21 protein-coding genes and 1 other annotated feature are annotated in these 25324 nt (G+C 36.7%); of the genes, 15 read left to right on the top strand and 6 right to left on the bottom strand.

Annotated features, from left to right (window positions below; genetic code table 11):
* Window positions 1-12 precede the first annotated feature (12 nt).
* Window positions 13-313 (top strand) — a binding site (T-box leader).
* A 93-nt stretch (window positions 314-406) separates the two neighbouring features.
* The 6 genes from CWR48_RS16545 to CWR48_RS16520 all read left to right on the top strand — a co-directional run bounded on the left by CWR48_RS16545 (window position 407) and on the right by CWR48_RS16520 (window position 6607).
* Window positions 407-1636: an MFS transporter gene (locus CWR48_RS16545; protein WP_245976843.1), complete on the top strand. Its 1230-nt coding sequence runs from the start codon at window positions 407-409 to the stop codon at window positions 1634-1636.
* A gap of 196 nt (window positions 1637-1832) precedes the next feature.
* Window positions 1833-2183 (top strand): VOC family protein, encoded by a 351-nt coding sequence (locus CWR48_RS16540; protein WP_115774436.1) that lies wholly within the window; start codon window positions 1833-1835, stop codon window positions 2181-2183.
* 17 nt (window positions 2184-2200) lie between these two features.
* Entirely contained in the window at window positions 2201-2581 is a 381-nt protein-coding gene (locus CWR48_RS16535) for a VOC family protein (RefSeq protein WP_115774435.1), read from the top strand.
* 309 nt (window positions 2582-2890) lie between these two features.
* The gene (locus tag CWR48_RS16530) at window positions 2891-3397 is read left to right on the top strand and encodes a DUF1648 domain-containing protein (protein ID WP_115774434.1); all 507 of its coding nucleotides are present in this window, start codon (window positions 2891-2893) and stop codon (window positions 3395-3397) included.
* Between the two features lie 62 nt (window positions 3398-3459).
* The gene (locus CWR48_RS16525) at window positions 3460-5838 is read left to right on the top strand and encodes a polyprenyl synthetase family protein (RefSeq protein WP_211316766.1); all 2379 of its coding nucleotides are present in this window, start codon (window positions 3460-3462) and stop codon (window positions 5836-5838) included.
* 454 nt (window positions 5839-6292) lie between these two features.
* Complete coding sequence (locus tag CWR48_RS16520) at window positions 6293-6607, top strand: hypothetical protein (RefSeq protein ID WP_115774432.1); 315 nt, start codon at window positions 6293-6295, stop codon at window positions 6605-6607.
* A 77-nt stretch (window positions 6608-6684) separates the two neighbouring features.
* Here the strand turns inward: CWR48_RS16520 and CWR48_RS16515 are convergent, their stop codons facing one another.
* The 3 genes from CWR48_RS16515 to CWR48_RS16505 all read right to left on the bottom strand — a co-directional run bounded on the left by CWR48_RS16515 (window position 6685) and on the right by CWR48_RS16505 (window position 8842).
* Window positions 6685-7917 (bottom strand): EAL and HDOD domain-containing protein, encoded by a 1233-nt coding sequence (locus CWR48_RS16515; protein ID WP_115774431.1) that lies wholly within the window; start codon window positions 7915-7917, stop codon window positions 6685-6687.
* A gap of 156 nt (window positions 7918-8073) precedes the next feature.
* Window positions 8074-8604, bottom strand: a complete 531-nt coding sequence (locus CWR48_RS16510) for a metallophosphoesterase family protein (RefSeq protein ID WP_115774430.1) — start codon at window positions 8602-8604, stop codon at window positions 8074-8076.
* A complete protein-coding gene (locus CWR48_RS16505) occupies window positions 8576-8842 on the bottom strand; it encodes a metallophosphoesterase family protein (protein WP_115774429.1) in 267 nt (88 codons plus the stop codon). Before CWR48_RS16505 ends, CWR48_RS16510 begins: the two co-directional genes overlap by 29 nt.
* Before the next feature lie 266 nt (window positions 8843-9108).
* Between CWR48_RS16505 and CWR48_RS16500 the strand changes: the two genes are divergently transcribed.
* A complete protein-coding gene (locus tag CWR48_RS16500) occupies window positions 9109-9327 on the top strand; it encodes a DUF2187 family protein (protein ID WP_245976842.1) in 219 nt (72 codons plus the stop codon).
* A 174-nt stretch (window positions 9328-9501) separates the two neighbouring features.
* Here the strand turns inward: CWR48_RS16500 and CWR48_RS16495 are convergent, their stop codons facing one another.
* The gene (locus CWR48_RS16495; RefSeq protein ID WP_115774428.1) at window positions 9502-11598 is read right to left on the bottom strand and encodes an RNA degradosome polyphosphate kinase; all 2097 of its coding nucleotides are present in this window, start codon (window positions 11596-11598) and stop codon (window positions 9502-9504) included.
* 235 nt (window positions 11599-11833) lie between these two features.
* Window positions 11834-13363, bottom strand: a complete 1530-nt coding sequence (locus CWR48_RS16490) for a Ppx/GppA family phosphatase (RefSeq protein ID WP_115774427.1) — start codon at window positions 13361-13363, stop codon at window positions 11834-11836.
* A 274-nt stretch (window positions 13364-13637) separates the two neighbouring features.
* Between CWR48_RS16490 and CWR48_RS16485 the strand changes: the two genes are divergently transcribed.
* Together CWR48_RS16485 and yhbH are read left to right on the top strand one after the other, a co-directional pair.
* Window positions 13638-15533: a PrkA family serine protein kinase gene (locus tag CWR48_RS16485; protein ID WP_115774426.1), complete on the top strand. Its 1896-nt coding sequence runs from the start codon at window positions 13638-13640 to the stop codon at window positions 15531-15533.
* Window positions 15534-15768: 235 nt separating this feature from the next.
* The gene (gene yhbH / locus CWR48_RS16480) at window positions 15769-16932 is read left to right on the top strand and encodes a sporulation protein YhbH (protein ID WP_115774425.1); all 1164 of its coding nucleotides are present in this window, start codon (window positions 15769-15771) and stop codon (window positions 16930-16932) included.
* A 176-nt stretch (window positions 16933-17108) separates the two neighbouring features.
* Here the strand turns inward: yhbH and ymzB are convergent, their stop codons facing one another.
* Window positions 17109-17471, bottom strand: a complete 363-nt coding sequence (ymzB, locus tag CWR48_RS16475; RefSeq protein ID WP_115774424.1) for a protein YmzB — start codon at window positions 17469-17471, stop codon at window positions 17109-17111.
* A 189-nt stretch (window positions 17472-17660) separates the two neighbouring features.
* On the opposite strand from ymzB, the gene CWR48_RS16470 reads away from it, so the two are divergent.
* From CWR48_RS16470 to essA, 6 genes are all read left to right on the top strand, one after another.
* Entirely contained in the window at window positions 17661-19073 is a 1413-nt protein-coding gene (locus CWR48_RS16470) for a SpoVR family protein (RefSeq protein ID WP_115774423.1), read from the top strand.
* A gap of 134 nt (window positions 19074-19207) precedes the next feature.
* Complete coding sequence (locus CWR48_RS16465) at window positions 19208-19426, top strand: hypothetical protein (RefSeq protein WP_147294897.1); 219 nt, start codon at window positions 19208-19210, stop codon at window positions 19424-19426.
* 80 nt (window positions 19427-19506) lie between these two features.
* Window positions 19507-20226 carry an AAA family ATPase gene (locus tag CWR48_RS16460; RefSeq protein ID WP_115774421.1) on the top strand — a complete coding sequence of 240 codons (720 nt, stop codon included), beginning with the start codon at window positions 19507-19509 and terminating at the stop codon, window positions 20224-20226.
* A 290-nt stretch (window positions 20227-20516) separates the two neighbouring features.
* Window positions 20517-20813 carry a WXG100 family type VII secretion target gene (locus CWR48_RS16455; RefSeq protein WP_115774420.1) on the top strand — a complete coding sequence of 99 codons (297 nt, stop codon included), beginning with the start codon at window positions 20517-20519 and terminating at the stop codon, window positions 20811-20813.
* Window positions 20814-21313: 500 nt separating this feature from the next.
* Window positions 21314-24853 carry a type VII secretion protein EsaA gene (esaA, locus tag CWR48_RS16450; protein WP_115774419.1) on the top strand — a complete coding sequence of 1180 codons (3540 nt, stop codon included), beginning with the start codon at window positions 21314-21316 and terminating at the stop codon, window positions 24851-24853.
* Window positions 24825-25322 carry a type VII secretion protein EssA gene (gene essA / locus CWR48_RS16445; protein WP_115774418.1) on the top strand — a complete coding sequence of 166 codons (498 nt, stop codon included), beginning with the start codon at window positions 24825-24827 and terminating at the stop codon, window positions 25320-25322. The genes esaA and essA overlap by 29 nt, the downstream gene beginning before the upstream one ends.
* Window positions 25323-25324: the final 2 nt, after the last annotated feature.

The following is a 25324-nucleotide window of genomic DNA, read 5'->3' as shown; positions in this document are numbered from 1 at the left end:
AAATTAATACATAAAAAACCAAAGAAGAGAAGAGTAAATGAAATTGATTCATAACAGAGAGCTCCAGATGCTGAAACGGAGTATGAAGCATTTCATTGAAGCAAGTCTCAGAGCATCACGTTGGATTCGAATAAATGATGGCGTGACAGGAGCTCCTGTTATAAAGCTAAAGTATAAGCAAATTTCATCTAGTTTCAGCACTAATCTAGCTTTAAGCTTTTGATTTTTGTCGTACTTGAAGAGGTTGATATGGTAACATATTAACAAACTGGGGTGGCACCACGTCTTTGAAATGATAAATCTCGTCCCCAAGACTAAATGTCTTGGGGGTGGGATTTTTTTGTTTTTTTATTAGGGATTGCAGCTATTATGAACGATGATTATTGAAAGTTGGGGGAGAAATGATATGTTATCGAACAGTAAAATGGCTTCATGGAAATATCCCTCCATATTATTATTGGGGATTGGCATTGCCAATATTGGTGAGTGGATTTACTTTATTGCGCTGAATTTAATTGTTTTAGATATGACGGGGTCACCCCTGGCTGTATCAGGTTTATATATTATTAAACCGTTGGCAAAGTTATTAACGAACTTTTGGTCTGGAAGTATTATTGATCGCTTAAATAAAAGAAAACTAATGATATACCTTGATATTTTCCGTGCGATGCTGATTCTCTTATTGCCAGCTATGACAAATATAGCGCTAATATATTTCATCGTTTTTATTCTAAGTATGGCTAGCTCCATATTTGAGCCAGCTTCTATTACTTATATTACAAAGCTAATCCCAAAAGAATCCAGAAAAAGATTTAATTCACTTCACAGTTTAGTTACGTCAGGTGCATTTCTAACTGGCCCAGCGGTTGCGGGCTTACTATTTCTTATTGGCACACCCGTATTGGCAATGTTTATTAATGCGATAGCATTATTCTTTTCGGGAGTAATTACTATGCTATTGCCCAATCTCGAAAAACAAAAGGTGATTTCTCCTTCAGGAAGTAATACGACCTTTGGGCTATTGAAAAATGATTGGTCAATGGTGATTTCATTTAGTTGTAAACAACGTTATATCATGATGATAAATATATTGTTCAGCTGTGTGATGGTTGTCATGGCAAGTGCAATTGATTCACTTGAAGTAGCTTTTGCGAAAGAGGTTTTATTGTTGGCAGATAGTGAATATGGATTTCTCGTGACAATTGCTGGTGCAGGTATTATAACCGGAGCGTTTACCAATACATTGTTATTAAACAATATTAAGACATCGCTGCTAATTGGATGTGGCACTATTTTCGTTTCAATTGGCTATCTCATATATGCTTTCTCAGACACATTCCTTATTGCCGGGATAGGATTTTTTGTTTTATCCTTCTTTATCGCATTCGCTAATACTGGTTTTCTTACTTTTTATCAAAATAATATACCGATTAACATGATGGGCAGGGTCAGGAGCATTTATCGTTTATTTGAAGCATTGTTCATTATTGCTGCTACTGGCATCATGGGAATGGCAGCACAATTGGTATCGATTCAGTCTACGGTCATTATTGGTGTTTTAGTAATGATGATATTATCTGTAAGTTTATTAGTATTTAGTTTATCTCCTTCAAAAAAGGACTATTATGGAGTTTGATCTGTAAGTAGAGTAGACAGGCAATCATTTGAAATAGAGGCAATTTCTTAAAGGAATAGCTTTTAGTGATTTCACGCTTATGTTAATATTAAGAATAATCAATAGAATATTTTACTTAATAAATCTATACTACTGTTGTTCATTACATCAAGTTTCTAACGAGGTTAGATGTAGCCATGAGGGAGGAATTGATGAGTTGGGAAGAGTAATTGGTTTTGAATTAAATAGTCAGGAACCTGAAAAAGCAGCAGAATTTTATTCAAAAGTTTTTGGATGGGAAATTTCCGAACCACATTGGGATTATTGGTCTGTTATGACGGGAGACACTGTAAAGTCTGGAATTAATGGGGGAATAGCAAAAGGACCAGATGATTATTCCCAGGGAATTAGAATTCAAATCGAAGTAGATTCAATTGATGAAGCCATTTCCACCGCTAAAAGAAATGGAGCAAAGGTAATAAGGGGGAAAATGGAATTTGATGCTTTTTATCTTGCTTATTTGGAAGATCCTGTGAAACTTGGTATCGGCCTCATTCAGAAAAAGTGATTTAAGGAGGGGCAATATTGGAAAAAATAATACCAATAAAAAATCAAATGAATGGCGTGTTTATTCATGTAACAAATTTGAAGGCAGCAGTAAAATGGTATTCTGATTTGTTAGGATTACAAATTGATCTAGACAACGTAGTGTCACCAGTTTTTAACGTACCAATTACAGGTACAACATCACTGACTTTGGATGACCACAGTTTTGATTCCACCTTCGAGCATAATGTTAGTCCAAGCCCTATTTTTAATCTGTATGCTCCAAATATTGATGAAGCATATCAATACATAAGAGCTAAAGAAATTAGCATTGTAAGAGAAATTGAAAGAGTAGGAGATACAGCCTGGTTTAATATAAAAGATCCAGATGGCAACGTAGTTATGATTTGTAATTGTTAGATTAGCAACTGGCAGCTAGTTAGAAAAATATAGGGTGAATTTATGGTATTTCCAAAGCTGGAAACAGATAGGTTAAAAAGTCTTATGATGCATTAATCTTTTCATTGTTAAAAACGGAATGGAAATAAAGCGAAGAAAGGCCTTTATTTATGTTCTATAGAAGTGGAACAATCCCAATTTTGGGTTTGTTCTTTTTGTACTGGAAAAAAATGTGAACATCTCAATATGAAAAAGCTGAATCCTTTCCATCGCCAAAACGTATTACAGTTACCATCTAAACAAGATAACATTTCCAAGGGGTGTGTAATTATGACAAACACTTCAAACCGGCCAAAGCTCAAAATTCCAAAATCAAAAAGTGAGTGGTTTTGGGATACTATTGGCTTCTCCTGTTATATTGGAAGCATTATTTTATTAATTGTTGTTTGGAACTCTCTGCCAAATCAGGTACCGGCACATTATAATGCCAATGGAGAAGTAGATCGCTGGGGAGCAAAGGGCGAGTTATTAATATTACCGGCAATAGGAGCTTTCCTTATGCTGTTAATGCAAGTAATTGAGAGATTTCCAGAAACGCATAATTATCCTGAGCGACTAAATTCTGAAAACTTAGGGCGCTTTTATTTAAACAGCAGGATGATGATTAACCAAATAAAAAATATTTTTCTAATAATTTTTGCATATATTGCATTTGAATCGATTTCGATAGCGTTAGGATGGGGCAAGGCATTAGGAGGCTGGTTTTTGCCGCTGGCAGTGCTTAGTGTATTCATTCCAATCATTATCGGCATTGTAAAACAGAGAAAAATACATTAATAGAAACATAGGTTATTCAATATAATAGAAAAGAATGCTACAGAAATCATGAATTTGAGGTAATGAAATATATGAATGAAAAAACAATAATAAATGCTGATAGTGCATATCAGTCGGTAGAGCAAAAAGCTTTAGAGTATTTTAATTTTCTGAGCGAGCAGCATGCTGAAAAGACATATATACCAACACTAACGAAGGATTTCGACGCATGGAAACAGAATCACATTCAACGTCGTTCACTGCTGTCTTTTTTTGCAATGAAAAAGAAGCCATCGCAAAAGGATTATCATCGGTATATCGAATGGCTGAATATGAGGGGAAAATTAGAACCCTATCTTGATCGGAGTATTTCCTACATTTTTATGCGTGACCTTGGGAAGGCACTTGATTCACCTGAAACAAAGCAACGGATTGGGAATATCGTAAACAGTTTAAAGGAGGACCTCACTGCCAAACAAGCCGACAATGATGACGTGTTCAGCATGGCTAAATTGTATAGAACAGCTCAAAGAAATGGTGTTGAAGCAACCTTGATTTGGGTGATCGAAAAGCTTCAGAAAGTAAATGCAAACATACCAGATGGAATGGATGCTGAAGAAGCACAGCGGAAATTAATCAAAATTATCGCAGGATTAGTAATGCATGAGGTTGAAGAAATGGGAGACGAAATCGAAGCAGATGAAAAGTCAAGAAGGCTTGAGCGAGCAATCAGACTTGGTTATGCCTATGGTTTAACTTATCCATTTATTGATGATTTACTTGATTCAAATGTATTGTCTGAGCAAGAAAGTAACCAATATTCCGAACTGATTCGGGTTACCCTTGTCACCGGAGTTGTACCGGAATTAGGCGAATGGACTGGAGATAATCGGGTGTTAATGCAATATATTCATGCTGAACTTAGTGCAGCATTTCAATATATTAAGGAAAACCAGCCAGAAGCAGAGTGGAAAGCCTTTCTTGAACAGGCATATGTGTTTTACAAATCACAAGAAGTAGAGCGGGTAAAGAATCTCGCGAATACAACCTATACAAATGAAGAACTTTATATTCCTGTCATTCTTAAATCCTCGGCATCACGATTAATCATCCGTTCCATCATTAGTGCTTCAGATGATGCTGGGATTGATAAGCGAACATTTTACTATGGTATATACAACCAGCTCGCAGATGATTTTGCTGATATGGTGGATGATAGGGAAGGCGGAAGAGTAACACCGTACACTTACTATCTTGAGCATCATGAGAAGCGGGAGGACCTCATAAACCCTTTTGAATTATATTGGACGGTGATTGCCAATTTAATTCATCAAGTATATAATTTCGACCCTAAGACTTGTGATGTGATTTTAAACCGTGCGATAAATGGTCTGAAGCGCTTTAAAGAAAAAAAGGGAAAGCAAGGATATAATGAGGTAATGAAGCTATTTTTCTCTGGAAGTCCTGCATTTAATCAAACGGTTCAATTTATGGTACACAATGCAACAGACGTTGATTTCTTTGATAAACTATTGCGCGATCATATAATTAGCAATTTACATCAGGAGCGAAAAGAGAGGGAAGAATTCAGAAAAATTACCCGTAGGATGCGCTTGGAAATCAATGATTTCTTACCTATTTCTAATACTGACAGTGTTTCTTTAATAAATGAACCAATCATTGATGCTGCAAATTATAGCTTGAGTAGTAATGGAAAACGACTACGACCAATTGTAACCTGGTTTATGGGTGTAAATAACTATGGATTAGATAAGACTGCAATCCTGCCTTTGCTGAGATCATTGGAATACATGCATACAGCTTCCTTAATTTACGATGATTTACCAGCTCAGGATAATGCGGATCTTCGTAGAGGGAATCAAACGTTACACCAGGCATATAACATTGCCACAGCAGAATTAACTGGTCTTTTCTTGACCCAAAAAGCGGTTGAAGAGCAGGCCTCTCTTGAAAAATTTGACGCAAAAACAGTTCTTCAGCTCATTCACTATTCTGCCGGTGTTACAGCTGAAATGTGCAGGGGACAGGCGATGGATCTGAAAACGAAAGGCGAAATATTAACACTTGAGCAGTTGAATCAGATGTGCTTCTATAAAACAGGCTTAGGATTCGAAGCCGCACTTATTTTACCAGCCATCTTGGCAGGAGTGGATGATGTCGAAAAACAATTATTGACAAAATTCGCCCGCCATGCAGGAATAGCATTTCAGATTAAGGATGACTTGCTTGATGTTGAAGGAGATCAAACGCTTTTAGGTAAATCACCAAATCGGGATGCAGAAAATAATAATTCGACTTTCGTGTCCATTTTAGGACTGGAAGGTGCCAAAAAAGAGATGTGGGAGCATTATTGTTCTGCGATGGAGACGTTGCAAGAATTACAGCAGGATAATTCTTTTCTAAAGCATGTCTTGAATTATTTTGTGCATCGAGATCATTAAAAATGGGAAGCTACAGGTTGTGGCTACCCTTTTTTATTGCTTAGGAAACAATAAAATTTGAATGCTGTGGATAACTTGATTACCGAAACAGCCACGTCCAGCTCCAGCGCTAAAGCTGTAGCGAGACTTCCCTCACCTTCGTACGATAAAGAAGACTTGCCGATTGGCTTTGCCAGAGGCTTAGTCGCACTTATACCCTTGCGGTGAAAGTTAACATCGACTCGCGAGGATTAAGGCCTGGGAGTACGTCGCTAAACGGGCGCTTGCGCTTTTGCTCTGATAATTAACCCAAATCTGAAAAATACCCCTATAAATAATAAGGAAAATTGAAATTCCACCTAGAACAAAATGGAATTATCTTTTTAGATTTCCCATCGAAAATCACATTATGTTCGGTTGTTCGACAATAGTTTTTGTGCTAATCTAGATGTACGAATAGGGAGGAGAAATAATTATGGCAGAAATTTCAAATAATGATTTATTCCAGGCAATCAAAGAATTAGCGAATAATGTGGAGGATATTAAAGTAACCGTTGGATCAATTGAGAATAGGGTAACAAGTATTGAAGATAGAGTAACAAATATAGAGAACAGATTAACAAATGTTGAAAATACTGTTCAGGACATCAAGGTTGAAATGAAAGAAATGAGAGCAGAATTAAAGCAGGATATTCGCAAAGTAGACGCAGAAGTTACTCGCCTTTCAGCTGAATTATTAGATGCAAAAGCAGATATTACAATTCTACAGCAAGAGTTGAACATCAATTAATACATAAGGAAGCAGCCCAGTAACGACGAGCAGGCCCTGAGGTCTGACTAAAGATCTGACCCCAAAACCCCAAAAAACTAATATGTTACATTGACAATTCCATTTGTCCATCTTAATGCCTCTTTATAAATTTCAAACAGTTTTCTTTTATTGATTCCAACCTTATTTGCAAGTATATTCAGCTCTCTCCATTCGGCTCGTTCCATTGTTACGGTTAAATGGAAAATATCACTATAATGCGTATTCTTTCCTAGGATTGTTTCTTTAATTTTATGATCTAACGGAAGCTGCCTCATTAATTTATCTATTGGCTGTTTCATTAATGTATCAATTAAGGAGAGTAAACCAACTAAGAAATAGCTTGGTGCTTCCATGCGTTTGCCTTTTTGCAAGGCAATTAATTCACCAATCTTCGCACGAATAAAGCACATTTTCGTCACTTCATCCAGTCTTTTTTCCTTTTGATTTGCTCTTTCACGTAACGAAAGCAGAAATATCCATTTATTTAGCTCATTAAATCCTAAATATGCAATTGCCTGTTTGATTGATTTGATTTCATAAATCGATCCGACCATTGGCGAGTTAATTAATCGAAGTAATTTAATTGATAATGAAATATCTGTCTCAATGATTCCCGTGATCCTGTCAATATTTGGTTCCGATTGTGCAAGTTCATTCAAAATAAGTACGATATTATGATTGTAAATCGGCACATCATTCGTTGATAAGATGGCAGGTTTACTGAAAAAGTAACCTTGAAAGTAAGTATAGCCCTCTTTTACGCATTGCTCATATTCAGCCATTGTCTCTACTTTCTCAGCTAACAAAGTTACATTATATTCTTTGAGGGTTTTCAATATTTTCTTTCGTTCCTGATTAGGCGTATTATGTATATCAACTTTAATAATATCCGCTAATTCTATCAGCTTTGTAAAATTTTTATCCCCATCTCGCATAATAAAATCATCTAAGGCAATTTTATAACCCTTTTCCTTTAACTTCCTACAGCTCTCAACAATCTGCTCTGTCGGAATTACTGTTTCTAATATTTCCACAACAATCATTTCTGGTGGAAAAAATTCTGGTACGGAATGGGTAAGGAGTGTATCCGTAAAATTGATAAAACAGCGCTTACCCTCTGAAAGCTCGTCAATCCCAATATGCATGAAACTATTGATGACATCTGATGTCGCTTGATCCCCATCAATATTGGAAAATTCATTTTGTTCATTGCTGCGGTACAACAATTCATATGCACAAACTTCTTGATTCGTGTTTAAAATTGGCTGTCTAGCGACGTAAATCTCCAAGATGTCAACTCCTATGTGAAACCATTTTTCTTTTTATATTATACCAAGAATTTGGGAAATAGGGAGAAGGAGCGTGGTTAGAAATGTGACAATAGTATGAAAATTTATTGGAAAAGGGCTATCACAATCAATAGCCCATAGCCCTAGCCCATTAAGTTATGGTTTCAATACTTGCTTTAAAGGAATGACGTGCGTTGTATCTTTCAGTGTACCAAACTGATTTCGATCTAAACTAAAATGATGTATTTCATTACCAATCGTATTTGCCTGCTGTTGTAATGTCTCATCAGTGAAGTCAATATAGTCAATCTTGATTTCTGAATTGGTTATGTTAATTACGCTTGCAGCTTGTTGATCTAGTACTGCAGCCAGTTGTACGAACGTCCATTGTTCTCGCTCAGCAATAGAAATACAGTGATTATGTCCATTTATATACAAACCATTTCCTTGTTTCTTCTTCAAAATATCCCAGATGGGTATATCAGGATGGATCGATTGATTTTCTTGGTCAGAATGAATCGTCGTTTGATGTACAGGATGATGGGCGAAGACAATGATTGGAAGTTCTCCGGATTGCGCAATCACTTCAGTTAACCAGATCTGCTGTTCAATATCTAATGTGCCGCCCCATATTTCATAATCTTGTTCTCGAGTCGTATCAAGAAATATGAGGACTGCTTTTTCCATAGTAACTGCATGATAGCGTTTTTGCTTTGTCCTGTGCATTTATCAATTTATATATTTCTTCATATTCTTCTGGTAAGCCAAAGTTCGTTAAATCTCCAATCGAAATATATAAATCAGCTGGAGTGGAAAAAAGTTTTTGAATAAATGTCGAATAAAATCCATCTCGGTTGTTTTCGATAAATCGATAATCCTCGTGTAATGCCGGATAATGCAAGTCACCAATAACCGCAATTCTCATAATAAGCGCATCCTTTCCAGACCTTTAGCAATAAGTATAGCAGATTATTATTGTTGTTTAATGTAAAGATTGTAAAAGTATTGTAAATAATATGTATTTTCAGTACAATGTTTAACCACCATTCAAAGTAGAAAAGTGAAGTTTTCAATCGTTCCAGGTGTTTACTTATGATTTACAATGGGAAAAATGGTAAGATATAAGTATTGCAATTTTGTTCTCAAAAATAAAAAAGCAGAAATGTGTTTTAAATAAAGGAGGAATTAGATTTGGCAGAAGGAAAAACTCCAAATACTGAAGAAGTGAATTTAAACCACGCAAAAGTTGGGGAAACAATTCATGTTGTAAAAGGTGAACAAAAAGGGAAGAAGGGCGAAGTTGTTACAGTACGGGAAAATTCCGTAATCATAAAAATCGGTGAGAATGCAACAACAGGTGAACCTATTAAGACCGTAGTGAATCACAAAAATTATAAACGAGTGAAATAATAGAAGAGGAACCCCCCATCAAACGGTTGATGGGGGTTTTAAAAAATTCAAATTACTTTCATGTCAGACATGGAATTACTCAATTCCAGTCCATTATCCGCCTACCCACACCCAAAACGTCTCTCAATTTCAATCAACAAAATTTGACAAGATCCGAGAAGGGACAGGCACCCCTTACTCTTCGTCTTCTAATACGTTGTATGCCATGTCATACAATGTCATTTGGCTGTCGATTAATGCTTCACCTGGTTTTGCTTCAACATAATGATAGGTTCCGTCACTTGCTTGTTCACGGGCCTTGACATTGTCGTTAAGCATGATTGATAATACTTCTCTGATCCGTTTTTTAATTGATGTTTCGTAAATTGGGAACATGAGTTCCACACGCTTGGCCATGTTTCTCGTCATTAAATCTGCAGAAGAGAGGAACAACCGCTCATCCCCATTGCTGTGGAAATAATAGATTCGGCTGTGCTCAAGGAAACGACCAACAATACTGCGAACACGAATATTCTCACTTACGCCCTCTATTCCAGGCTTCAAGCAACATATTCCGCGTACAATTAAATCAATCTTCACACCTGCCTGAGATGCTTCGTAAAATTTCCTAATAATTTCCTTGTCTGTTAAGGAATTCATCTTAGCAATGATATGACCATTTCCTCGTAATTGATGGAAATTGATTTCTTCATTAACATAACGAATGAAATCGGTTCGGATATCAAATGGTGCCATGGAAAGATGATTGAATTCAGGCTTTTCTGTGAAGCCACTTAAATAATTGAAGAAGTTCGTTGCATCAATGCCGAATTTACGCTTCGTCGTTACAATTCCCATATCCGTATAGAGATCAGCAGTTGAATCATTATAATTACCAGTTCCTAAATGGACAAACCGCTCGATTTTTTCCTTTTTCTTTCTAACAATTAGGGTTATTTTACTATGTGTTTTTAAGAAATTCATGCCATAGATAACATGGCATCCTGCTTTTTCTAATTCCTTTGCCCAGTGCACATTTTGTTCCTCATCAAATCTTGCCTTCAGCTCAACTAGCACTGTAACTTGCTTACCATTTTCCGCCGCTTGCTTTAATCCCTTAATAATGGGGGAGTGTCCGCTCACGCGATATAATGTTTGCTTAATTGCCATTACTTCGGGGTCAACTGCGGCTTCCGTTATTAAATCAACAACTGGTCCAAACGATTCGTATGGGTGATGTAGAAAAACATCTCTTTTTTCCGCAGCTTCGAAGATACTTTCCTTACTATCAATATCCTGTGGATGCTGTGGAATCAATGTTTGATAGATTAAATTCTCATGGTCGACAAGTGCATCCTTGTAAAATCGGAATAGGAAGGTTAAATCCAATGGGCCGTCAATAATGTACAGGTCATCCTTATGAATTTCCAGTACATTTAGTAAAAAGTTAACAATTGTAGCATCGTATTTTTTCCCACGAACCTCGAGACGTACTGCTGCACCCCATTTGCGTTTCCGCAATTCCTTTTCAATTTCTTTAAGAAGGTCACGAGCACCTTCCTCATGAATCGTCATATCCGCATTTCGTGTAATTCGAAATTCGGTAACGGAATGCACACGATAGCCTTTGAAAAATTTATAAAGAAAATGGGAAATAATATCTTCCAATAAAATATAACGGTTGGAATCGCCAATTTGAATATACCGATCCAATAGCGCTGGCACTTGAACAATCGCATTTTTTCTCGTTTTAAATTCGACTTCATATGTGTCTTCTAATACAACAGCCATGTTAATTGATTTATTCAGCAGCATTGGAAATGGATGGTAGGCATCTATTGCCATCGGTGTTAATATTGGGAAAATTTGCTCGTCAAAGTAATCTTCGAGGGTATTCTTTTCCATATCTGTTAAATCATCCATTTCAAGGATGGCAATCTCCTCATCTGCAAGTGCATGCTGTAGCTTGGTAAATCCCTCATATTGTTTTTCAACAAGGATATGATTCTGTTTCGCAATTGCATTTAACTGTTGCTTCGGAGTTAGTCCTGCCTTATTTTCCGGTTTATTAAAATCTGCTTGAACCTGGTCCTTCAGCCCAGCAACACGAACCATAAAGAATTCATCTAAGTTCGAGGCGAAGATAGCAATAAATTTTAAACGTTCCAATAGGGGATTCTTAAGATCGAATGCTTCATCTAGAACGCGCTTATTAAATGCCAGCCAGCTAAGCTCACGATTATTATAATATTGTGGATTATCTAAGTTAAGCATAATGTCTGTGTTTGCCATACATACCACCCTTTTGTCTTGTCTTGGTAGGCAGTTAGACCTAAGTAAAAATGTTAGGAGACTTAAAACCTAACATTTCCAAAGTAAGTGCTACCTGAATTGGCACGATTTATTTAACGAATATTTAGTGAAAATTCCATTTAAATGCAATTATAATATTTCTTCAATATATAATTATACTAAATAAAATGTCAAATAAGGTCGTTTGAATGTTAAGTTTTAGTAAATTTTCATTTTAGTTCAGTACAAATTTTAACTCAATATTTTTCTGCAGTGCTTTTTCAAGATGGTTCTTCTGTTTATTTGCTTGGTATTCTTCTGGCTTAAAGTCATTGTTGCAGTAAAGTGTGAGCTTAATTGTATCGCTCTTGATCATTTCAAAATCAAAGTCCTGCACAACTTGCCGTTTTGTCGCATCAAGCGAATAGGTGAATTTTAGCAGTGACCCTAATGTATATAGTTTTTTTCTTTCCTTTTTTAAGAACCAGCTGTGGAAAGGGTCAATAAATTGATTAAATACAGTCTTGTTCTTAAAGGATGCAATTAATGCTAATTTCAAGCGGTCGATATGCATAAGTCCGTCGATTGTCCGATTTGCAAGCAAATAGAAGGTATGTTGTGCACTTGATTCGGAATCGATGTACTGCCCTAAATTGTATACATAGCAGGCACGATCAAGTAATTCCCAATCATGTCTAGTTAAGGAGCCCAATCCATTAATCTGCAGCTCTTCAAGTAGCTTCTTCGTTAAAAATTGAACGTGGTGGATTTGCGTTTCATTTAAGTTGTATTCATGGACTAAATCTTCAATACTATCCTCGAGCACATTTGGGTAGAGAGGCGATTCCAGATGGTTGGTCATTTGTTCGTAAAATACACCATCACGCAAGCCTTTCCTGCTAAGTACAAATGTTGTTGCATCAATCATTTGGTAAAGACAAAGAAATACATTTGCTGCTGGAATAATCGTATCAACACGGTCGTCGGATAAGCCCTCTACCTTTCCAAGTTCTTCCTCACATAAAGAAGATAAGTACGATGTGATTTCAGCAATATCACTGTCATTCATTTGGTATTGATGCAGTCCAGCAAGTGGATAATTTTCTCGTGATTGATGGATTTGTGCAAGGTTGCGGGCACTTCCACCGATTCCGATTAATGGTAATTGCCTGTCCACTAACCAATCCAATGTGTTAAATTGCTCAAGTAAGTAAGCACGCAATTTAATTTGTTTCTTCTCCATGGACTTATTTCCGGTTAAGAAGTCCTTCAATGTAAGTGCACCAAAAGGAAAACTATGGGAGTTGACGAGTAGCCGATCTTTAAAGTAAGTGACCTCTGTACTACCACCACCGATATCAATCGTGATCCCTTCCGTAATGGATGTTGAATTGACAACGGCTAAATAACCATAATAGGCCTCTTCCTCCTCCGAGAGAATTCGCATCTCCCATCCTACTTCTTCCATTACAATTTCTTTGATTTTCTGATTGTTTTTCGCTTGTCGAATCGTTGCTGTTGCTACACAAACAAGCTCATTAAGCTCATATGTATCGACGACATCTTTGAAGCTTTTCAATGTGTCAACCATGCGTGTGATTCCCTTTTGATTCAGTATATTGTCTTCTTCGAGGTAATTGCGTAATCTCGCAACAGCCTTTGTGTTTTCAACTTCATGTAAACGACCGGATTTATCCTGTGCGTATACAACGAGTCGCATTGTATTGGAACCAATATCGATAATAGAATAATAATTTTTTTGCATTTAATCACCTCGTCTTTACTATAAATATATCAGTTGCATTTGTAAAAGTCACACCAGGTTTACGCTTAACAGATTAGAAATTTTTAAACCCTTCGTTGATATAAATTGCAAAAGACAAAATAATCTAACCTTCGATATAAAATTTCCTGGGGAATAATGCTTAAACTATGTTCGACTTTGTCTGGGATACTTATTGATTAAGAACTTCTATAGCATGATAGGGGATGTCCCTGCATAGGATATATAAATCGCTGCATAGATGGAGGGAGCTCAAATGAGTATATTAAATAAAGTAAAGAACTATCGAGAAGAAGAAAGACGCTTACGATGGGAAGGCACATTCGCGGACTATTTAGAGATTATTAAAAATAAACCAGAGGTGGCACAAACTGCTCATTCACGCGTTTTCAATATGATAAAAGATGCTGGTATAAAGAAAAGGGATGGAAGGAAAGCCTATGAATTCTTTGGCAATGAAATATTTGGTCTAGAAGAAGCGATTGAACGTTTAGTAGAGGAATACCTTCACCCCGCAGCTAAGCGACTCGATGTCCGCAAGCGAATCCTATTATTGATGGGTCCGGTTAGTGGGGGGAAATCAACGATTGTCAGTCTATTAAAGCGTGGCTTAGAGGAATATTCACGAACAGATGCAGGTGCGGTCTATGCGATTAAAGGCTGTCCAATGCATGAAGATCCACTGCATTTGATACCACAGCACTTACGTGGAGAATTTTTTGAGGAGTATGGGATTCGGATTGAGGGGAATTTATCACCATTAAATACGATGAGGCTTGACCAAGAATATAATGGGAGAATAGAAGATGTTGTAATTGAGCGTATCTTCTTCTCAGAGGATAAACGTGTAGGAATTGGAACCTTTAGTCCATCCGATCCGAAATCACAAGATATTGCAGATTTAACTGGTAGCATCGACTTTTCAACGATTGCGGAATTTGGTTCAGAATCAGACCCAAGGGCATATCGATTTGATGGGGAATTAAATAAGGCAAACCGTGGAATGATGGAGTTCCAGGAGATTTTGAAGTCTGATGAAAAGTTTCTATGGCACCTGTTATCACTTACCCAGGAAGGAAATTTTAAAGCTGGAAGATTTGCTCTAATAAGTGCTGATGAGCTAATTGTAGCACACACCAATGAATCAGAATATCGTTCCTTTATCGCAAATAAAAAGAATGAAGCACTACATTCTCGAATTATTGTCATGCCGATCCCATATAATTTACGTGTAAGCGAAGAAGAAAAAATCTATGGAAAAATGATTAAAGGCAGTGATATGGCACATGTCCATATTGCACCTCGTGCCTTAAGAGTTGCGGCGATTTTCTCTATTTTAACTAGATTAAAGGAATCGAAGAAGCAGGGTATTGATTTAGTGAAGAAGATGCGGTTATATGATGGTGAAAATGTCGAGGGCTTCAATAAAATTGATGTGGAAGAATTGCAGAAGGAATATTCGGATGAGGGCATGGACGGGATTGATCCGCGTTATGTTATCAATCGGATTTCATCGACGATTATTCGTAAAGAGGTTCCATCCATCAATGCACTTGATGTGTTACGTTCCTTAAAGGATGGACTCGAACAACATCCGTCGATATCGAAGGAAGACCGGGATAAATATATTAATTATATTGCAGTTGCTCGGAAAGAGTACGATGAGATTGCTAAGAAGGAAGTTCAAAAAGCATTTGTTTATTCATATGAAGAATCGGCGAAGAGCTTGATGGATAATTACCTAGATAATGTCGAAGCATTTTGCAATAAGAATAAGCTACGCGATCCACTTACAGGGGAAGAAATGAACCCAGACGAGAAGCTAATGCGTTCGATAGAGGAACAAATTGGTATTTCTGAAAATGCGAAGAAAGCATTCCGTGAAGAAATCTTGATTCGTCTTTCAGCATTTGCACGAAAAGGACAGCGATTTGACTATAATTCTCATGAACGCTTAAGAGAAGCGATTCAGAAGAAATTATTCGCAGATCTAAAGGATGTTGTAAAAATTACAACATCATCGCAAACACCGGATGAATCGCAGCTTAAGAAGGTTAACGAAGTCATTGCGAGATTAATTGATGAGTATGGCTATAATTCTACTTCTGCAAATGAATTACTCCGGTATGTCGGTAGCTTGTTAAACCGATAATTGACGAGAAAAAACAAAAAGGACTTCGGCAAGCTTGTCACGTGAATGGTAAAGGAGGAAGTTCTCTAAAAAACAAGGCTAATTCTATCGTTAGTCTTGTTTTTTAACTAATTTAGAGATATTTCGCAATAACTTGTATAGCGTTGCATATGATAAAGAAAGAAATTATCACAAAAATAATTTTTTTATTTAAAATAATATTACTGAAAATTCACTCAAAAAAGGAGAGGGAAAAGTGCAGGATAAGCAAGAACATAATTTTGTCGTCTCCCAGGAAAACTGGTCTCTCCATCGCAAAGGCTATCAAGATCAACAACGCCACTCAGAGAAGGTACAGGATGCTATTCGCAATAATTTACCAGATCTCATTAGTGAGGAAAGTATTATTATGTCAAACGGTCGTGATGTAATCAAAATTCCAATTCGTTCTTTAGATGAATATAAGATTCGTTATAATTATGATAAATCAAAACAGGTTGGTCAGGGAAATGGCGATAGCCAAGTAGGGGATGTCATTGCCCGTGAACCTGGTGATGGCGATAGTGCACAAGGAAAGGGCCGCCAAGCAGGTGATCAAGCAGGATCAGATTATTATGAAACAGAGATTTCGATTGCTGAAGTGGAGGAAGCGCTTTTCAAAGACTTAGAGCTACCAAATCTTCAGAAAAAAGAGCAAGCAGAAATTACGACAGAAAAAATTGAATTTAATGATGTACGAAATAAAGGATTAATGGGGAATATCGATAAGAAACGGACCATTTTAACTGCAATCCGCAGAAATGCACGAGCTGGAAAACCTGGAATTACACCAATATATAATGATGACCTTCGTTTCAAAACCTGGAATGAGGTCGTCAAACCCGAATCAAAAGCAGTTGTGCTAGCAATGATGGATACAAGTGCATCGATGGGAACGTTTGAGAAATATATGGCAAGAAGCTTCTTTTTCTGGATGACCAAATTTCTTCGTTCCAAATATGAAACGGTAGAAATAGATTTTATTGCCCATCATACGGAAGCAAAGGTTGTATCTGAAGAAGATTTCTTTTCCAAAGGGGAGAGTGGGGGGACGATTTGTTCCTCAGCATATCGTAAAGCATTGGAGCTTATTGAAGAAAAATATAATCCATCACGCTACAATATTTATCCTTTTCATTTCTCGGACGGAGAGAATATTACCTCCGACAACCCAAGATGTATCGAATTAGTCAAGCAAATTATGGATGTGTCCGCAATGTTTGGCTATGGCGAGGTCAACGGATATAATCGTTATTCAACATTAATGAATGCCTATAAGACAATCGATGATCCGAAATTCCGGCACTATATTTTAAAGGAAAAGCGTGATGTATATCATGCAATGAAAAGCTTCTTCATTAAAGAGGAAACCGTCAGCTAAAACCCCTAATTATGGGGTTTTTCTTCTTATTGGATAGGAAGGTATAGAGATTCTCTCATTTTAATTCCACCGGCATGAGCGAGACTTCTAATACCACTTTACCTTAGTATATGATTGCTATTATGTTTGCAGAAAATCGTTACTCTCAAGATCTGGGGCACCACACAGGAAGTCCACTACTCCATACCTTTACTTACTAACTCTATTGTATACACACCTCTAGCTGTGCTCAGGATGAACTGTGTACCATCAAACTCATACAGTGCGTAATCTTCAAGTGGTATTTCATACATTGATTGTGGAAGTGACTGGAAATTATCCGTTTCCGTTTCAATTGCTCCACCACCATTTAATCGTAATGAATGAAGCGGTTCATACTCATCGATTCTTCTATGGTTTGTCGAATATGAGATTGTATTTAAATCAATCAATGTTTCATCAAGATCATCTAGTTCGTGCTTGATAATCTTAATTGTTTGTCCTTGCCATTGGTTCAATAGTGCATTAAATTCTTCAATGGATAAAAAGTGATAGTCCATGAGAACTCCTCCCTAGATAACTGTTAATAGCGGATATTATTTATTATAGTAATAAGCTCTCCTATTACAGGTGAATTCATACGGATTGGCTAAAACAAAATTCCACAATTGATTATACTTGGAACTTCCTTGTTCATGAAATCCAGCTTCTATCATAAACTATAAAAAGGACAATAGGAGGGATTATTGTTGACGACAACAAAGGAGCTAAGTCGTTCGATCGAAGAAATCACGGAAATTGCCTCTGGATTTGGGCTAGACTTTTACCCAATGCGTTATGAAATTTGTCCGGCTGATATTATTTACACCTTTGGCGCATACGGCATGCCGACACGGTTTACCCATTGGAGCTTTGGTAAACAATTTCACCGAATGAAACTACAGTATGATTTGGGACTTAGTCAAATATATGAGCTAGTCATTAATTCTGATCCATGTTACGCATTTTTACTGAATACGAATACGTTAATCCAGAACAAATTAATTATCGCTCATGTACTTGCGCATTGCGATTTTTTCAAAAATAATGTTCGGTTCTCCAACACGAGGCGCGATATGGTAGAGAGTATGACCGCAACAGCGGAACGGATTGCGGATTATGAAATGACGTATGGCAAGGATGAAGTAGAAAAATTCTTAGATGCAATTCTTTCGATACAGGAGCATATCGACCCATCCATTATAAAATCGAAGCTGCCACAAAATGTGGAAGAAGATGAAGAGGAGGAAATCACGACTCGCAAGACGGTTTACGATGATTTATGGAATATCGGTGAGAAGCCAGTGGAAAGGAAAAAGCGAACAGCTAAGAAGGATAAGAAATTTCCACCGCGGCCGGAAAAGGATTTATTACTGTTTATTGAACAACATAGTCGCGAATTAGAGGATTGGCAGCGTGATATTTTAACGATGATGCGAGAAGAGATGCTTTACTTCTGGCCACAGCTGGAAACAAAAATTATGAATGAGGGCTGGGCTTCCTATTGGCATCAACGAATCTTAAGGGAAATGGATCTAACTACGGATGAAACAATCGAGTTTTCTAAGCTAAATGCTGGAGTTGTTCAGCCTTCTAGAACGTCAATAAATCCGTACTATCTCGGCATTAAAATCTTTGAGGATATTGAGGAGAGGTATAATAATCCCACAGAAGAGATGAAGCGGCTAGGCTATAAGCCAAATACAGGGAGAGAGAAAATTTTTGAGGTGCGTGAAATTGAATCGGATATTTCCTTTATTCGAAACTATTTAACGAAGGAATTAGTGCAGCGCGAGGATTTATATTTATTTGAAAAAAAAGGCAGGGACTATCGAATAACACAGAAGGATTATGAGCAGGTACGTAATCAATTGGTCTCAATGCGGGTAAATGGTGGATTCCCATATATTGTCGTGGATAACGGGGACTATGCTAGAAATGGAGAATTATATTTAATGCATGGGTATGAAGGAACAGAGCTTGACCTTCGCTATTTGGAAAATGTACTCCCATATGTTCATCAGCTTTGGGGGAGATCGGTGCATATAGAAACGGTGGTCGAGGATCGGAAGGTAGTTTATATGTATGGCGGAAAAGAAGTGAAGAAAAGATTTTTATCATAAAAGGGAACTAAGCGATAGGGCTTGGAGGAAATGTGCCTCCAAGCCTAATTTTTCTTGTGGAATTCGACAAAACTCGGGGAGTGACAGGCACCCTAAAAATGGATATAATGGTAGTTGAAAAGAGTGTGATTTTTTTGTTTTGGATCAACATAGATAAACCAACGAAGACGATCAAAATGCATCAAACAGATTGTAAATACATTGTGAAAAAGGAAACAAAATATAAAGGATTGGAACGCGAGCTTCGAGATGGAGGATGGTTTCTCATAGATGCATCGGAAGTGGCACAACAATTTTTCTATTACAGTTACCCAGATTTTGAACGAAAACGGTGCAATGCGTGTAACCATTAATCGGGTCTAATCATACATAGAATCTGAGTTTAATAGATAATAGCTTTGATTAAAATATAGCCAACGGGTAGGTGTATGCCATGTTCTTAAAACGAATTACTCTCCAGCATGAAAATATTCCTTCCTATAATAAATATCCATTCTCTATCCCATCAATTAAAAATTTCGGTCAACTTGATTTTACAAAGAATGTCACCTTCTTTGTAGGTGAAAATGGTTCAGGAAAATCAACATTACTTGAAGCAATCGCAGATAAGTGTGAATTCAATACAGCCGGTGGGAACAGAAATAATAGTTATGCTGTTCATGCTGCTGATGCTGCTTTGGGGGATTATGTTACATTGTCCTGGATGCCCAAGGTTACCGATGGATTCTTTCTCCGTGCAGAATCCTTCTATCACTTCGCAACCCATATTGATAATACAGATATGACTGGATATAAATATTATGGCGGACGTTCGTTACATGAACAATCCCATGGTGAATCTTTCTTATCGCTGTTTTTGAATCGGTTTAAAGGGAATGCAATCTATTTATTAGATGAGCCAGAGGCAGCACTTTCCCCGCAGCGCCAATTGGCTTTTTTACGAATCATTCACGATTTAACAATCGATGGTGATTGCCAATTTATTATTGCAACCCATTCACCGATTTTATTAGGCTATCCTGATGCGACAATCTTAAGCTTTGATGATAATCACATTGAGGAAATAGATTATGAGATGACCGACCACTACAAAATTACAAAATACTTCTTGAACAATAGGGAGCGATTTTTAAAAGATATATTGGAAGATTAAGCACCATATTGGATTGTCATGATTCGGGAAAACTCGGGGAGTGCCAGGCACTAAAAAAAATAAGCATTGAAACACAATAGGGATATAGGCCCTATTTTTTTGTGGAATAAATGTACTGGTTTTCAAACTTCACTCAAATAAACATTAGGTCTTTATAATCGTTTTTAGAAAAATCCAATAAACATGGTTGACTTTAAAAGTTTGTTTTTATAGGATTTACCTAGGAAGGGGTAGCTATGTTACTAACTTTGTACCTTCACGTGCGACTATATTATTAGGGAGATGAGAAAATGGCAGGGCAAATTCGTATGTCACCGGAGCAGTTGCAAGCAAAAGCAAAAAGATATGGTCAAAGTTCGCAGCAAATTGATCAAATTTTAAGAGACTTGTCTAATTTACAGAAAGAACTTAGAGGAGAATGGGAAGGTCGAGCGTTTGATCGCTTTGATGACCAATTCCGTGAACTTGAGCCGAAAGTAAAAGATTTTTCTCAATTAATGCAAGAAATTGAGATGCAGTTAACGAAAACTGCTGAAGCGGTTGCTCAACAAGATGAAGCTTTATCACAAAACTTTGGTTTTAGATAATTTACTTATGTCGTAAATTAATTTAGGTTAATTTACTTTATGCTACTACAACCATGAGCTGCACGACTATAGTTGTGTGGCTCAAATGTTGTTTCAATGAATTTAGGATGGATTATTAATTTAAAAAATCATGAAATCACTCCATTTGTTTAAGATGGCTTCTGGCATATATACATTTATCCAAATGATTCTATTAATAATTACATATTTTAGCAGATGAATCAATTTCATAATTGCTCTTTAAAAAAATTTCCTTAAACAGCTTTTTACTTATTCTTGGATGCCCCAATTAAGCTTTGTTGCCGTAAAATGGTCATAGGGAGTGCTCCTTCTATCTTTTTGGTCGTTTTGATCAACTGCCATTATACAAGATTTGGGGAGTTACTTCCTTTTTTGGTAGATAAGAAAGTATAAAATAAGGCAGTCACCGAAAGGCTTGGTTAAACCTAAGTTTTCTAAAATGGATAGAACAAACGGAGTTCAGGAGTTGAGTATTTTAAATGAAATATATTGATAAGCGTTGGCTATTGTTCTTAATACTGATTATTTTATTAGCATCTGGTTTAACTTATCTTGCATTTAATCAAGAGGTTGAATCAATTGCGAAGAACAAGCTGAAGAATGAAACGCAACATATGGCTATTGCATTAGTAAACGAGGACCAAGGTGCCGAATTTAATGGAGAAAAGCTGGCATTTGGTGACACATTTGTAAGAAGCGTAGATAAAAATAATAATCACGAATGGTATGTTGTCAGTCGCGGTGTTGCCGAGAGTGGGCTGGATAGTAATACGTACGATATGATGATAGTCATTCCGAATGATTTTTCTACAAAGGCACTGTCAATCGAATTGGAAAATCCAGAACAGGTTGTACTTAATTATAAAATAAACGCATCTGATAATGAAAGAGTTCGAGCAGAAGCAGAAAAAACAGCTAGCAATATACTTAATGATTTCAACCGTCGAATTATAGATGTATATTTTGCAAGTATCATAGGAAATTTGCAAAATGCACAAGATAACATTGGAAGAATAATAGATCAGCAATCCCTCTATACAACTACGTATAACAATAATGTCTACAGTCCCTTAGATTATTATACAAGTCAATTTGGTGCAATTAAAGATGATACCCAATTGTCAATTGACAGCTTTAGTACATATGAAGAGATAATGGCAACATTTGAACAACAATTGGTTGAGGATGCTGAACTAGGTGAAGGGTATCTGACTAGTTTGTATGATGCATCACAATTAAAAGCTAGTAACAGTGCATCATTGCTAGGGTTTTATGATTCTTTAAATTTGTTTGATAGTGGATTAAATGACGGTAATGTGGAAGTACAGCTACAGCAGCTTCAAGCAGCAAATGCTTTGATTAATCATCAGTTCAGTCAAAAGGGCGAGCAGTCGATCAATACACTCATTTCCACTCAATCAACAGGCCCTAGCTCTGGGAATATCGTCGATAATTCAGCGAAGATCCAAGTTCATTTACAAAATGCATTAAAACAAGTTGAAGAGACACAAGGGAAATTGAATAGTAGGCTAAATCCGGAGAAGCTTCATGAAGAAGTGAGCGCTAAATTATCTGACGTAATGAGTAGCGCATTTGTTGAAGATGAACAATTAAATATTAATACATTGTTTGAAAACCCGGATAAGAATGCCAGAAATTATATTAATGAGCAAATTTCACGTCTGCCTTCTTTAAACGAAGAGGATTTTGGCGGGGATGGTTTATCAGAACAAACATTAACGGAAATAAAAAATGTTATTGCAGTAACGAATAAATATAATAGAGAAATTGAGTATGTTGCCCCACTTGGAAATGGTGAGGAAATATTATCTAGGGAAATAAAAGCTTTTAAAGCACATCTGAATACGAACGGTGTCACAATCCGTGACACGGTGATATTGCCAGAAAATAAGAAGTCAGGCCAAACGTTTGAATTAAATATTCCAGCGGGGTATACAGTAAAAAACTTGTCCATAGTTCTTCCAGGTGTTGGAGAAGCTGACTACACCGCTGTATATCACAGTAGTGGGAATGGTGTATTAAAGCTTCCTGCCAATAAAGAAGGAGAATTTACACTTAACGTAACACTTCAATTATTAAATCAAAACAGTGTGATTGATATTTATGAGCCTGTTTCCTTGAGTTGGAAATTACATCAAGAAGATATTACGGATGTTGATAATCCTGATCATGCATCTTTATTGGTTGCGCAATCACCACTAATTGCTAGCGTAAGTATCATAGAAGGTAATATTGACCAAAAAACGGGAGAAGCCGAAGATTCTGGTACATTGGCTCCATCTGAGTTAGTTAATGATCCAGAAGATATCCCTGCAACAGAAGAAGATGTGGATCAAACAGATAATCCTGCATCACTTCCAGAAGAAATCCCAGCAGAAGATCCAAATGAAACGGATTCTAATAATTCACCTGAGGAAGGGTCGGATGATGCTGTAACACCTCCAGATTCAGAAAATGATACGAATCAACCAGATGATGACGAAGAGGCTCCAATAGAGAAAGTAAGTGTAATTAATAATACGATTCAACATGTGGTCATGTCTCCAGTTACAAAAATGGACAATACAACACAACTTTTGATTCATACTGTATCAAATACTGTAAGCCCATATCAGAAGTTATTTTCCTTATATGAGAGTTACTTTGGTTTAGATATGGATAATCCAGAATTACGTCATAATTTGAATGGAAAAGCGTTGAAAGAGTGGGCAACGGAAGAGGATACCTCACTCTACTATTTATTTAATGAGAAAGATATTGCGGAGTTATTGAAAGATTATGTCGTTGCACAAGTAACAGATGGGGTAACAAAGGAAATTCGTCAACCATTAGAAAATTTACAATTGCAGATAAGTATGTTCCATGAACAGGTGGAACAAGCGGAGCAAAGTACTACAGCGCTGGCGGAAAAAATTGTTGCAACTTCTAATCAAGCATTGGTGCTAAACGAAAATCTTGGCGAAATGTTAGAAAATGTTGCTGACTGGCGAGATAACAGCCTATCTCTGATTGAAAAACACACTGAAATCCAGGCAAATGATGATGGAGAAAATACAGCAATGTTGACGTTGGGCGAAGAATTCCAGACTATTTTTACAGCAAGTCAATCGCTTGCTGATCAAGCCCAAGGTAATTTAAATACTGCCGAGACGGTTTATCAAACGTTTGAAAATATTGATGAACAGGCAACTGAAATTCAAGATAGTGGTGTCAATCTTGTAAGCGATGCAGAGACATTATCGATAAACATGACCGATAAAGTGATAGAGGATCAAGCGTTTGCAGATAATTTTGCTGGTGTGCTTGCGAATAGTAGGGTAGGAGAAAGACAAAATGAAAACTTCTATGACTTTCTATCTAATCCTGTACAGGTTAGCAATGGGGGAACGATTACTTCTAACAATAACTTTACGCCATATTTTCTAGTTTTAATCGGTTTTATTGTTGTTCTATTTACTGCATATGTGATCTCAACGATTAATCAGAAAAAGGTTGATAAGGACCAATTTTCGGATGACACGACATTAATGGGACAAAATGCACCAATTACCTTAATAACAGCTGGAATAGGTGTTATGGAGGGAATTGTAATTGGCGTTGTTTCCAACTATTTCTTGCCAAACAGCAATATCAATATGATTCTTTTTACAAGCCTAATGATTTTATTAATAACAGGTATGCTGCTTATAGCTACTTACTTATTGAGGCAGCTAAAAATGACTGGAATGTTTTTACTGCTTATTATACTTAGTCTGTATCTATTCTCCACCAATGCTCTAGGCTTTGGTATAGAAGGAACAGATATTTTAAAAACGCTATCTCCACTGCAATATGTTGAAAGATTATTATTTGGTGTCGCTCAAAATACTGCAAACTATCTATCATCATATCTTATGATAATAGGAATTATTATTGTAGGAGTTCTTGCTAATTTACTTGTTCTGAATAAGTCAAATGAAGGAGATATAGATGATGAAAGTGAAGTTGAGGCCGGTTAAGGTACTGTTTTTATTATCTATTATTCTGCTGATTCTTGTTCCCTACCAAGCATCAGCAGAAAAGGAATCCTCAGGTAATGGGGAATTAAGGATGAAAGTTGATCGGATAACACAGGACAAGGATGGACGAAAACAACAAATGGAAACAGAGTTGGATAAAGTCTTTCCTGCTTTATTTGCAGAAGAAACGGATATGAGGATTGAAGAGAAAGAAATGGAACAAGAGGAAGCACTTGAAAATGTACACCAATCGCTTTTTACGATGGAAGCAGCAAATACAAATGTAACACTATCAAATATAAAGCAATCACTATTTACCAATGAATATACCATTACAGCAGCGCAAAACACTCAAGATCAAGAAGAAAAAAGTTCGAGGTTAAGTAATGCGTTTTTGATTACTTTAATTGGAATTGCAATTGTATTATGTGCTGGTATTTATATGATGATGCAGAAAATGCTGGACTAGGA

It is taken from the genome of Oceanobacillus arenosus, assembly GCF_003369575.1.
GTDB lineage: Bacteria > Bacillota > Bacilli > Bacillales > Amphibacillaceae > Oceanobacillus > Oceanobacillus arenosus.
Note: the sequence above shows the minus strand (reverse complement) of the source record. Positions and strands in the feature narration are given on the sequence as shown.

Excerpts from the sequence above, each read along its gene's own strand:
- CWR48_RS16545 (WP_245976843.1), top strand. The coding sequence starts at position 407 with ATGTTATCGAACAGTAAAATGGCTTCATGGAAATATCCCTCCATATTA.
- CWR48_RS16530 (WP_115774434.1), top strand. The coding sequence starts at position 2,891 with ATGACAAACACTTCAAACCGGCCAAAGCTCAAAATTCCAAAATCAAAA.
- CWR48_RS16525 (WP_211316766.1), top strand. The coding sequence starts at position 3,460 with ATGAAATATATGAATGAAAAAACAATAATAAATGCTGATAGTGCATAT.
- CWR48_RS16520 (WP_115774432.1), top strand. The coding sequence starts at position 6,293 with ATGGCAGAAATTTCAAATAATGATTTATTCCAGGCAATCAAAGAATTA.
- CWR48_RS16510 (WP_115774430.1), bottom strand. The coding sequence starts at position 8,604 with ATGGAAAAAGCAGTCCTCATATTTCTTGATACGACTCGAGAACAAGAT.
- CWR48_RS16505 (WP_115774429.1), bottom strand. The coding sequence starts at position 8,842 with ATGAGAATTGCGGTTATTGGTGACTTGCATTATCCGGCATTACACGAG.
- CWR48_RS16495 (WP_115774428.1), bottom strand. The coding sequence starts at position 11,598 with ATGGCAAACACAGACATTATGCTTAACTTAGATAATCCACAATATTAT.
- CWR48_RS16490 (WP_115774427.1), bottom strand. The coding sequence starts at position 13,363 with ATGCAAAAAAATTATTATTCTATTATCGATATTGGTTCCAATACAATG.
- CWR48_RS16485 (WP_115774426.1), top strand. The coding sequence starts at position 13,638 with ATGAGTATATTAAATAAAGTAAAGAACTATCGAGAAGAAGAAAGACGC.
- ymzB (WP_115774424.1), bottom strand. The coding sequence starts at position 17,471 with ATGGACTATCACTTTTTATCCATTGAAGAATTTAATGCACTATTGAAC.
- CWR48_RS16460 (WP_115774421.1), top strand. The coding sequence starts at position 19,507 with ATGTTCTTAAAACGAATTACTCTCCAGCATGAAAATATTCCTTCCTAT.
- CWR48_RS16455 (WP_115774420.1), top strand. The coding sequence starts at position 20,517 with ATGGCAGGGCAAATTCGTATGTCACCGGAGCAGTTGCAAGCAAAAGCA.
- esaA (WP_115774419.1), top strand. The coding sequence starts at position 21,314 with ATGAAATATATTGATAAGCGTTGGCTATTGTTCTTAATACTGATTATT.
- essA (WP_115774418.1), top strand. The coding sequence starts at position 24,825 with ATGATGAAAGTGAAGTTGAGGCCGGTTAAGGTACTGTTTTTATTATCT.